Genomic DNA, 11099 nt, shown 5'->3' on the forward strand with positions numbered 1-11099 from the left:
AAAAACCTTGTATTTTAACAGTAGAGACATGTCTACATAAGCTGAAATACAAGGGACTGTTATAAAAATCTTTATTCATTTCAAAGGTTAGATTATGTTCAATACTCTAAAATAATTTGCTCAATTGGCATTTCCTTAATTTGCTCGTCTTCTGAGTTCCTAATGTCATTAGCTATTTCAATAGTCCTAGAATGATCTGACATAAATCCGTTTAAATTTTCATATAACTCATGCAAAAGGCTGTCTCTATCCACCTCTGTTAAATAAGGGTATTTATTAATTGAATAAATATCTACAATTGTTTTTGCCAAGTTCTCTCCTAACATCGAAAAATGCTTCTGTTCACTATCTCCCAAATATAAATGATTAATAATATTTTTTCTTTCTTTGTTTATCTTTACTTCTGTTTTTAATGCTTTAATTTTCCATAAATAAATTTCTTTCCTTGTATCATTAAAGTGAAGTTTTATTAAGCATTCCAAAACCGCAAAATATTCTTCTATTAATGTTAAATCAACAGCATCATATTCTTCTTTTTTCATTTTACTTAAACTTTTCTTTACACTTAATTCTTCTAATTGTATTAATTTTTTTGCTGCCTCAACGGTAAATTTATATTCACCCTCTTCTGTTTTGAAATCCTTTATTTGAAGATCAATGCTTGCTAATTTATTATTACAATTTCGAATAAAAGTAGAATGTGTATTATTTAATCGGTCTGTATCATATTCTAGTTTCGCCAATTTAAGTTTGAGTTTCACAATATCCGTTATATTTAAATATTCCATTTAATCACCTCTAATTTTTAATATCCCCCCTTTCCCCCTATTTTTCAAGAGTTATACAAAAAAATATATCGATTTCATTTACTAAATTGTAAATTAAACATTATATCTGCTAATTCATTACTTTTGGATTTAATCTGTATGTTCACTAAACCATCCCCTGTTCTAAAAAACAAATTCTTTTAAGTAAATGCTCATTTAGGGAAGTCTCCCTAAATGAGCAAGTTATTATTACTAATAATCCTATGGAAAAGCATTATTATAAAGTTTATTTAATCCATTACCCATATCTTCAGATGACTCCCCCTATATTTTACAAATTAATTGATTAAACGCTTTTGTTAGGATAGGCGCCAATGATCTCCTATTTCTATTTTCATATCGGAACCTTCCCCCCTAACAAAAAAGCTATAAATGCTTTACTTTGCATTTATAGCCCTTATTTTTTAATAATATCGATAATATTTTTAATTGTGCATTTAGTACATCTTTGATAACAATGTAAACATGGATATACTTTCAATCTTGTCACCCTCTTTAATTTAATATTTGATGTTATTATTTTTGATTATTTCTTTCGCAACCTCAGTTGCCACTGCAATTACAACTGGTACAACTACTTTCTGCCACATTCATTTCACCTCCTTATAACCCAGCTTGTTCTTTCAAATATGAGATATAGTGTAAAAGCAATTGTTGATCATAAAAACTTTCTACACTATCAATTGCCATTCTGACATCAGTTTCGTTAATTTCAATTTCTTCTGTAACAACCTCATCCATAAGCATTTCTACAAATGTTTCTTCATCCATCAATTCTTCGTATTCGTTGTTATAGCCCTTATATTTACGATAGTACGTCTCGTTATCAATAATTACTCTATGAAATTTAGCATCCATATGCTCATATCCTCCATCCTTGTAGCTCATAGTTGATAAATCATTTAATGATCTTGTCATACTCCTGTGTTTTCTCATCAAATATTGCAATATACATATCTCATTGTCCTTTCCATTGATAAAAATAATAGACAAAGCCTCAACCGTTTTATTTGGTGCTACAAGAACACTTAACGGAATTAAAACTTTGTCTATTTTATCTTTATATAAATAACCTTTTTCAAAAAATAAATCATTAATCTTTAGTTGGATATTGACTTGTTAATATTTGAGTATTCCCATCATTAGGTTGTTTCATTGCTACTTCCAACAGCTTCATCCATTTCAAAGCATTTTTTTCATCCCCATAATATAGTTCCCGTGGCAGTAAATAGCTTGCTATTACAATTTCAATATATGGACGTTCCATGTCATTTACGGTAACAATCAGTTTTGCTGAAAAAACCTTTTTTTCTTCTATAGATTTTCTTTCACCACTTACTCCGCCTATTATTGCTCCTATGCCACCGCCTATTATTCCACCTACAATTGCACCACCTATACTTGTACCTCTTGAAGTGGAGACAGTGGTTCGACCATCTATTTGCATTTCACATCCAAGAATCTCATGATAATCATAAAATCTCTTCTCTTGCCCTGTTACATACCAAAAACCCTTTTTCTTTTTATCAAAAATAAATTGATAATAACCTTTTTGCCAATCTATACGATCTGTTATCTCTCCTCCCCTACTAGTAATATCTTCACTGACCACATTCTTAGCACTTTTTCTATCTCGACTTGAAATAAAAAGATATCCTATTATGACTGCAGTTATGATGACTATTATCATTCTATCGTTACCTCATCCTATTCAAAGTATGAATCTGCTTTTACCGATCCTTCTGGTTTCGACGGATTGACCTCCTCGATATTCCTATCTTCTTCAAAATACGAGTCTGCCTTTACTGATCCTTCTGGTTTTGGCGGATCGACCTCCTCAGCATTCCTATCTTCCTCAAAATACGAGTCTGCCTTTACTGATCCTTCCGGTTTTGGCGGGTCGACCTCCTCGGCATTCCTATCTTCCTCAAAGTATGAATCTGCTTTTACTGATCCTTCTGGTTTTTCATTTTCTTGTTGATTATTGTTATTATTTTGAGGTTCTTGTTGCTGCTCTAAGTTATCATTAGCCGTACCATATATAGAATGTAACATTCCCTCTAGTTCAAGTTCGTTCTGTGGTATGTCATTTAACGCCAGCGCTTTTAATTTGAATGTATTATCATCTTTATTTATTACAAATTGAACTTTAGCCTTCACTTCCTGCTCACGATATAAACAATTACCTGTAAACTCAACTATCTCTTCGTTATCCTTTGACGTAACATACTTCCATTTAGGATTTTTAAAAAATTTATGAAATGCTTCTTCTATAGCCATTGAATCATAATTAGGAAGCTTAGCGGATTTGATTTTTTGTACATATTCATGGTCTTTTGTAGCTGCTATCGCAACCTCTTCTTTTACCTGCTTATCAGCTTTATTTACCGCTTCATCTACATCATGACCACTACATCCTGTCACTAATAAAACAGAGCTTATCAAAATGCTACCCACAATTTTTTTCATTTTTTCCCCTCCAATGAATTCCAATCATCTGTATCTATACCCTTCATCCCTTGAACTAAATACCATTTTACAAACATTTACATTCTATCATTTCTGAATACCAATTTATACATATTATCTATTTATTACAATTAAATTTATACAAAATATAAAATTATATGAATTTAACTATATATTTTAAAGCTTTTTTTCAAAATAATTATTACTTCTTCCCTCAAAATTTTAGGCTCTAAAATTTCTACCATAGGCAATGATTTTAGCACCCACTGTTTGATTCCATTTGAAAATCCCTTTACTTCTATAATTGTATCTACTTTACCTTTACTCATCACTTGAGCATTTGGGAACTCTTTCATTATCTTATGAAAGTTAACATTTAAAAAACGCAGACGTACATTTATGTATTCTCCCAATGGTTCGGTTGGGAAACCTTTCATTAATTCCCCAACTTCAATTCGGTTATGACCGAAGGAAACATTTAGATTGTCCTTTATCTTTAAAGAAATTATCTTATCTAAACGATGAATCGTTGTGTACTCCATTACATTTCCTTTAGATATTGAAAATAAATAGAAATACTGACTAAAAAAGACGATTCCTATAGGATATAAATGGATTATGCTCTTTTTATCCCCTAAGTGTGATTTATATTTTATAACTATCTCTTGTTTCTTATATACTGCCCAACTGATTTTCGAAATCAACTCTAATTGAACATCTTTAAGTTCCAACGAATGGTAGTGAAAAAGCTCATTTTTCAACTGTTCCCGTATCAAATTTCCTTTTTCTTCATCTATCATCTTCATCAATTTATCTAATATAGCTACCGTTTGTTTTTTTGAAAATGCTCGACTACTAACTAATACCTTACAAATCCCTAACAATTCACCATAAGAAAACCAATATGGACTTTGTTTATACAATATATAGCCATTCTCTCTTCGACTATATTGAAGGGACATAGAAAGGTTTGGTTGCTCTAAATAATGCTTTATTTCAGCAATATCCCTTTGAATAGTCCTACGATCTACATTAAACCTTATTGCTTCATTATTTTTATTGATTACCTCTCCCTTATGTATTCGCTCATATAATGAAAGTATTCGAAATGTCTTCTCATTGAATATACTTGCCATATCCCCCATTCCTTTTCTTACTCACTTGTTTAAAAATTATATTGAAAACAGATAGACAATATATGTCCACTTACCTGTTTCCTCTAAATTTTCTTTTCTAAATAAATTAAGCTCCTGATTTTTTAATCAGGAGCCAATTAAACTAACTTTTCAGTCTTCTGTTTTTACATATCCTTTTCACCTACAATATACATATTTATTTTTCCCAATCAACGACTTTTGAATTTTTCAACCAAATTATATATAGTCGTTCTTTTGTAGATGGATGAATAGGAACAATTGACATCCACTCATTCAAGTCTTCATCCGTGAAGATTATTACTTGAAACAAACATGGATCTGGTAGGCTTTCATAAATAACTGTTGGAAATAATTCCATATCTAATTCATCTCGATAATGCTCTATATTCTCCCAACACACTTCGTCTTCTCTAGCTACTACACTAAATCTGGACTTCATTGCATTACAAAACTCTTCTAATTCTAAATCCATTATTATCCTCCTCTTAAATATAAAAACCCCTAATCTTGAATTAGGGTTAGAACTAACAATTATCTTTCATGACTATAATATATAATTTAGAATTCTTTTATTACGCTTAAAATATTGTGCTTTGAGAAAATCTTTTTCTTTTAATGATGTATTTTTCATCACCAACTATAAAATATCTAATCATTCAATCTTTTTAACGACTTCCTAATATTCCTCCATAAAAATAAAAGCCTTGGTCTCATATGAGACCAAGGCTTTTATTTATTTAACTCATAGAAATAATATATATTTATAATCTTATTCATGGTCGTCTTTTACCCAAAGTTCGTAACCTAGGTTATTTATTCCCCTATCATTTGAAAGTAAATCGTCTATACTTTTATTTAACCTTGGAATCACAATATCTAAAATATGCTCTCCAACCTCTATTCCTATATATTTCCGATTCAATTGTTGAGCCACCACCGCTGTAGTTCCCGATCCTAAATAAGCATCTAATACTAGATCCTGTTCATTAGTACTAATCTCAATAATCCTTTTAATAAGCGCCTCTGGCTTAGGAGTATCAAATACAGTCTTATCTTTAAATAATGCCTTTAAATGTTTCTTAGATTGATTAGTTGTTCCTACTTCTTCAGCTCTCCATAATGTTTCAGGTGTTAGTCCTTTTTTACTTTCACTAAGAAACTTCTTTACACGTGGAACGCCGTTACCATCTTTTCCAAACCAAATATTATTCTTTTCAATCTCTTCTAACATTCGTGACTCATTATAAATCCAACATCTTCCTGATGGTGGATTATGACCCTTACCATTAGGTGCCATAATAGTATAAAATTGGGATGCTACTGCGTGTCCAGATTGAACATGAGCAGAGACTGATTGCCAATCGCCTCTAGGATCATTATCAGGATTTTTAAACCTTTTTAAAAATTCTTCGTCAGGTTCTAATAAATTTCTATTTTTCTTGAATTCATTTGGATTTTTAGCGTATACAAGGATATATTCATGATTGTTAGAAAATGCTTTGCGATTTTCACGAGAAGTTCTATGTTCCCATATAATCGTATGAACAAAGTTTTTCCTGCCTAAAATTTTATCTGCAGCAACTTTAAGATAATGTAATTCTCCGTCATCTATTGATATCCACAGACTTCCCTTTTCACTTAATAAGTCAAATAGCAGTGGAAGTATATTACAAAGTTTTTCTAACCATACATCAAAACCATCCGAGTCACTATAATGAATATAATCTTCATTATTGTTATATGGTGGATCAATATATATACAGTCCACCATTCCTCTATATGAATGGATAAGGTGGTTTAAAACATCTAAATTATCTCCTTTAAAAATCTTATTTCTATAATTTCCCATTCCGTAACTTAACGCTTTATGATATTTCATTTTTATAAATTAACCTCCGTTTGGTTCTTTACAAATTATCAGGATTTCTGCATTAGTGGGTATTTCAAAATTTTTATCTACTGCATTTAATTTTGAATGGACAAACCCTTCAATAGAAACTAATTCAACTTTATTAAAATATTGATTAGCCATTTCCAGTAGTTCGCTCACTGTTTGAACTCGGGGGGTACTTTCTTTTTCAGAATCATAAGGCGAGTATGAAAGAATTAAACTGGCATTTTTCTCGCTCACCTTACTAATTAAAGTATCAAAAGCTTCTCTAGCGAGTGTCTTAATGGAAAATGGAGATTGATGCCGTTCTTTTCTATATAAACCTCGACTCATTCTTAATTTCCCATTTGATTTTACCATGGTAATTTCAGGATTATCCCTTAAACTCATTGTTTCCAAAACATGATAATATCTACTATAATGATATCGAGTGTAAGGAGGATCTGCATATACTACTTTTGTATCTTCAGTTAAATTGTCTAGTGCTTCTGCAAAATTACTACATAGTGATATATGATTAAAGTCTCCCTTTTCTAATAAAAAATACTTATTAATTTCTTCTTCAAATTTTTTATATACATCTATCCCTCTATCTTTATTAATTTTTGAAACTAATGACTTCTTGGGATTCCCCTTCGAATCAACGGCCTTTAAAGGTTGTGCAAATTGTTTACCGACTGTATTAACAATTTCACTGGCAGTACTTAAAGTAGCCGCAATCACGATATCTTGTAATCTTCCTTCAAATGAGTTAGCCATAGTTAATAAATTATCTAACTCACTTGCTTGTTTGAATGAAAAATACGCCCCCCCAAAATATCGGCTCGTGATAGAATTCGGAGAACCCATTAAATTCATAGCATTAAGGTTATTAACAGTAGCCTGTAATGCTTCTATTAAGCCTTCAGATACTTCTTCTCTTTCATTATTTAAAAAGGGTAATATAGCCCCATACTCCACCAATTCACAAATCTCAAAAATCTCATTTCCACTCGCCTTAGCAAGAGCCCACTCTTCATACTTGACTAAAGGTTCTACACATTCCTGTAAATTTGTTACTTTATATTCCAATAACTTATTTTTAATTTCTATTAACTCGTGCTCATAAAAAGGCTGCAGCACAGCACTAGTTAAAATCCTTGAATATTCTTGAATATCAACTGATGTAACAGGCCTTTTTCTCCCTAAATAGGAAGAAACTGTACCTGATCCTGAAAAAACATCATAGACCCTACCAAAAGTAGGGTCTATTTCATCAATGATATTTGAAATGGTTTCAAGAACTCTCAATTTACTACCTAAGTAGTGTATTGGTCTAAAGGCACTTTTTTCTTCTTTAAAAAAGGCCATCTGCTTATTTGAATTTATAACCATTTTCTATCATTCTCCAATTTATTAAATTAACCAAAAACTCAAACTTGGGCAGTTTTCTCTAAGTTCTTCCACATCTGTTAAATACCGTCTCATTCTATTTGCAACCCTTAGTTGAGAGTTATTTAAGTAGGTTAGAACTTCATTATAATTTACATCTTCAGGCATCACAAGTAAATAAATAAACGAACGAGTAGCTACTTTTATGAAAACTCCTATAGGTCTATTATCGCCTGCAGGATAATCTAGACCACCTGCAGCATTTAACTCAACCCGATAGTTTCGACTCCTTACCGATACTGTTGGTCGAACCTCTAATTCTTCTAGTGTTCCTGTAGTACCTACATGTCTTAGTAATATTCGCCTTTCTTCATTTACTCCTGCTTCTCCTCCGAAGAATCCTTCAAATACAGCACGATTGAAATTAGCTTGCTTCCATCTATCTCCGCTATTGGGAATTTCAGCAACAAGCACTTCAGGATTATCTTCTATTGTCCAAGCTTCATAATCTTCATTCTCTAAAATTTCTGGAACAAATGAAGAATTTTCATCCACTAATTCGGGTGGAGCTACTTCTTCATTTACTGTTTCTGTAATTAGAGGATTATTTGCTGTTTCAGAAGAAATATTTTCTTCTTCTACCTCTAGTTCTATCTCTAATCTACGGGATCTAACAAATCTTGTTGCATTTTGAGCTGCTTTTCTTAGTACCTCTTCGTCATCTACGTCACGTAGGTTACCATTATTTTCGCTAAACCATAAATTCCAATATTCTTCAAAATCTCTTAACTCATTATTTGCAAGATTGCTTATTGTAAATGCTTCTCTATTACGTCTTAAACCTTTTTCAGTTAAATTACCAGAACCTGTTATTAATTTAATTTCCCCATCAATCTTAAACCATACAAATTTAGGATGAAATAATGAGCCTGAATCATTATGAAAGAAAACTTTCACCTCTAAATTGGGTTGATATAGATTTCTTAATTCTCGCAATTTATCCAGTGTGTTTGTATTAGTAATATCATCCACACCTACAATTAAAGTAAAACGATTATTTGATAAAAAGTTACTCAGGACCTGATCCTCAAATACTAAAGAAGCACCACCAGAAGTAGCAAAAGCAAACGCTCCCACACCATAAGAACCTATATTTTGTGTACTTGTTGCTGCTGTTAATATTGCTTCATGTGTTGTTAAAGATTGACTAAATCGACCATCTTGGATATAAAACATTAAAAGACCTCATTTCCAATAAATTCCGGAACTCACGTTCTAATTTTATTGGAATAAGAAAATTATGTCAATTAAAACCATCCAGTGTACCTACCAGTCAGATTAATAAATAAAAAACCTCATTTACTTATGGTACGGTTCACCACGATTAATCCGAAACGCTCTATACACCTGCTCAAGCAATACTAATCGCATTAATTGATGTGGTAATGTCATCTTCGAAAAAGAAAGAGATTCGTTTGAACGCTTCATTACTTCAGAACTAAGCCCCAGTGATCCACCAATTACAAATGTGATCTTGCTCTTTCCATATGTAGCAAGGCGATCTAAGTTTACCGCAAATTCTTCTGATGATTTTTGCTTTCCTTCTATTGCTAATGCAATGACGTGCGTATCATCAGAAATTTTATCTAGTATACGAATACCTTCTTTCTCTTTTACAATTAACATTTCTGCTGCACTTAAATTTTCTGGTGCCTTTTCATCTGGCAATTCAATTACTTCTACTTTTGCGTAAGAAGATAATCGTTTTAAATATTCTGCTATACCTTGTTTTAAGTACTTTTCTTTTAATTTCCCAATTGAAATAATCGAGATATTCACATTTATTCCCCACCTTACAAACACGTTATCCACAGGACTTATCCACATATCCACAAATGTTACCCACATATTGTGTGAGAATCTGTGTTCGATACAACATATGTCGCCTCATTTTGACAAAATTCACATGTTTTTTTCTCTTCTTTAGAGTTATCCACATTGTTAATAACCGGTGCGACTTCACACTCATCCACAATGATATCTAATGCTAATTCAACATGTTCTAAACAACAAGGTAAATTCATATTCTTCACCTCACTTTTCTACAATAGAAAACAGGAGGTAGGCCCTCCTGTTTTTAATACTTTTGAATGCCTAATTTCACCGTTGTTGTCGCTCGTTTTGTACCACGATAAAACGTAAGAGTCATTTTATCATTAATTTTTTTATTATATAAGGCCGTGCGGAACCCAATAATATCGCGCACCGGTTTTCCATCTACCGCCACAATAACATCATGTTCTCTAAGACCCGCATCCGTACCTGGCGAAGGACTTTTCACATCTAAAACACAAACTCCTTCTGTTACGTTACCTGGTAAGTGTAATGTTTTTGACCAATAGTAATTTGGAATCTCATTTAATGATCTTAGTTCAATCCCAACATAAGGTCTTTTTACTTTACCGTACTTTTCTAGTTCATTCATAATAGGAACAGCTCTCGTAACTGGAATAGCTAGTCCAATTCCTTCTACTTCTTTTGCTGCAATTTTCATTGAGTTAATACCTATTAATTGTCCCGCTACATTTACAAGCGCTCCACCACTATTACCTGGATTAATTGCCGCATCTGTTTGTAATACTTCTACTTGCCAATCGTAATGTCCATCTTGATTTAAATCTACAGGAACAATACGCTCATTAGCCGAAATAATACCTTGTGTGACAGTTCCGGAAAATTGTAGCCCAAGTGGATTTCCAATCGCAATAACTGGTTCTCCTCTACGAACGGTATTAGAGTCGCCAATTTCAATCACTTTCTTCACATACTTCGCATCTATTTCTAGTACCGCTAAATCAGTGACTACATCGGTTCCTAATACTTTACCTGGAATTTTCTTACCGTCACTTAAGCTCACTTCAATACGATTCGCCCCAGCAACAACGTGGTTATTCGTTACAATATACGCATTTCCATCTGTTTTCTTATAAATCACACCAGATCCTGTACCAGCTTCCGAATCAGCCTCTGAAAAATCGTCTCGTTGAATATTAATAACACCAACAACAGCCTCTGAAGCACGATCAACAGCGTCTACAAAGCTAATCTGTTTAACGGGAACATTTCCACTTTGAGCTTCAGCCATATTTTTTTCACTTGCTTCAGCTTGCGGAAGCTTACCTGCATGATTTGAAAATAAAGGAGCTCCAAATGCAAATAATGAAGCCCCTACAATTGTCCCCGCTATGCTAGAAATGACAATACCTTTATGTTTCTTTTTCCCTGCACGTTTAATACGATATTTTTCTTCATCAATAAAGGACATATTTGTTCACCTATCTTCCTGAAAACAACTATATTCACCTTTATTGTTTACTAAAATGA

At 32.4% G+C, this 11099-nt stretch carries 12 protein-coding genes; all 12 read right to left on the reverse strand.

All coding sequences use genetic code 11. The features are described from left to right. Nucleotides 1-98: 98 nt before the first annotated feature. The 12 genes from SB773_RS15320 to SB773_RS15375 all read right to left on the reverse strand — a co-directional run bounded on the left by SB773_RS15320 (nt 99) and on the right by SB773_RS15375 (nt 11040). Nucleotides 99-788 carry a hypothetical protein gene (locus SB773_RS15320; protein WP_410590724.1) on the reverse strand — a complete coding sequence of 230 codons (690 nt, stop codon included), beginning with the start codon at nt 786-788 and terminating at the stop codon, nt 99-101. A 642-nt stretch (nt 789-1430) separates the two neighbouring features. Continuing rightward, nucleotides 1431-1745 carry a hypothetical protein gene (locus SB773_RS15325; RefSeq protein ID WP_086405497.1) on the reverse strand — a complete coding sequence of 105 codons (315 nt, stop codon included), beginning with the start codon at nt 1743-1745 and terminating at the stop codon, nt 1431-1433. Nucleotides 1746-1920: 175 nt separating this feature from the next. Continuing rightward, nucleotides 1921-2517 carry a hypothetical protein gene (locus SB773_RS15330; RefSeq protein WP_134996008.1) on the reverse strand — a complete coding sequence of 199 codons (597 nt, stop codon included), beginning with the start codon at nt 2515-2517 and terminating at the stop codon, nt 1921-1923. Between the two features lie 17 nt (nt 2518-2534). Next, entirely contained in the window at nt 2535-3296 is a 762-nt protein-coding gene (locus SB773_RS15335; protein ID WP_410590726.1) for a hypothetical protein, read from the reverse strand. A gap of 164 nt (nt 3297-3460) precedes the next feature. After that, entirely contained in the window at nt 3461-4432 is a 972-nt protein-coding gene (locus SB773_RS15340) for a helix-turn-helix transcriptional regulator (protein WP_410590728.1), read from the reverse strand. Between the two features lie 196 nt (nt 4433-4628). Beyond that, nucleotides 4629-4925, reverse strand: a complete 297-nt coding sequence (locus SB773_RS15345) for a hypothetical protein (protein WP_410590730.1) — start codon at nt 4923-4925, stop codon at nt 4629-4631. A 297-nt stretch (nt 4926-5222) separates the two neighbouring features. Beyond that, nucleotides 5223-6332, reverse strand: a complete 1110-nt coding sequence (locus SB773_RS15350; RefSeq protein WP_410590732.1) for a site-specific DNA-methyltransferase — start codon at nt 6330-6332, stop codon at nt 5223-5225. A 9-nt stretch (nt 6333-6341) separates the two neighbouring features. Further along, nucleotides 6342-7718 carry a DNA adenine methylase gene (locus SB773_RS15355; RefSeq protein WP_410590734.1) on the reverse strand — a complete coding sequence of 459 codons (1377 nt, stop codon included), beginning with the start codon at nt 7716-7718 and terminating at the stop codon, nt 6342-6344. Nucleotides 7719-7739: 21 nt separating this feature from the next. Beyond that, nucleotides 7740-8951 carry a phospholipase D family protein gene (locus SB773_RS15360; RefSeq protein ID WP_410590736.1) on the reverse strand — a complete coding sequence of 404 codons (1212 nt, stop codon included), beginning with the start codon at nt 8949-8951 and terminating at the stop codon, nt 7740-7742. Nucleotides 8952-9074: 123 nt separating this feature from the next. Beyond that, complete coding sequence (rlmH, locus tag SB773_RS15365; RefSeq protein ID WP_002089928.1) at nt 9075-9554, reverse strand: 23S rRNA (pseudouridine(1915)-N(3))-methyltransferase RlmH; 480 nt, start codon at nt 9552-9554, stop codon at nt 9075-9077. 59 nt (nt 9555-9613) lie between these two features. After that, the gene (locus SB773_RS15370; protein WP_002035001.1) at nt 9614-9799 is read right to left on the reverse strand and encodes a CxxH/CxxC protein; all 186 of its coding nucleotides are present in this window, start codon (nt 9797-9799) and stop codon (nt 9614-9616) included. Nucleotides 9800-9852: 53 nt separating this feature from the next. Next, nucleotides 9853-11040: a S1C family serine protease gene (locus SB773_RS15375; RefSeq protein ID WP_410590739.1), complete on the reverse strand. Its 1188-nt coding sequence runs from the start codon at nt 11038-11040 to the stop codon at nt 9853-9855. Between the last annotated feature and the right edge of the window lie 59 nt (nt 11041-11099).

This window comes from Bacillus sp. SIMBA_074 (assembly GCF_046534555.1).
In the GTDB taxonomy this organism is placed as follows: Bacteria; Bacillota; Bacilli; order Bacillales; family Bacillaceae_G; genus Bacillus_A; species Bacillus_A mycoides.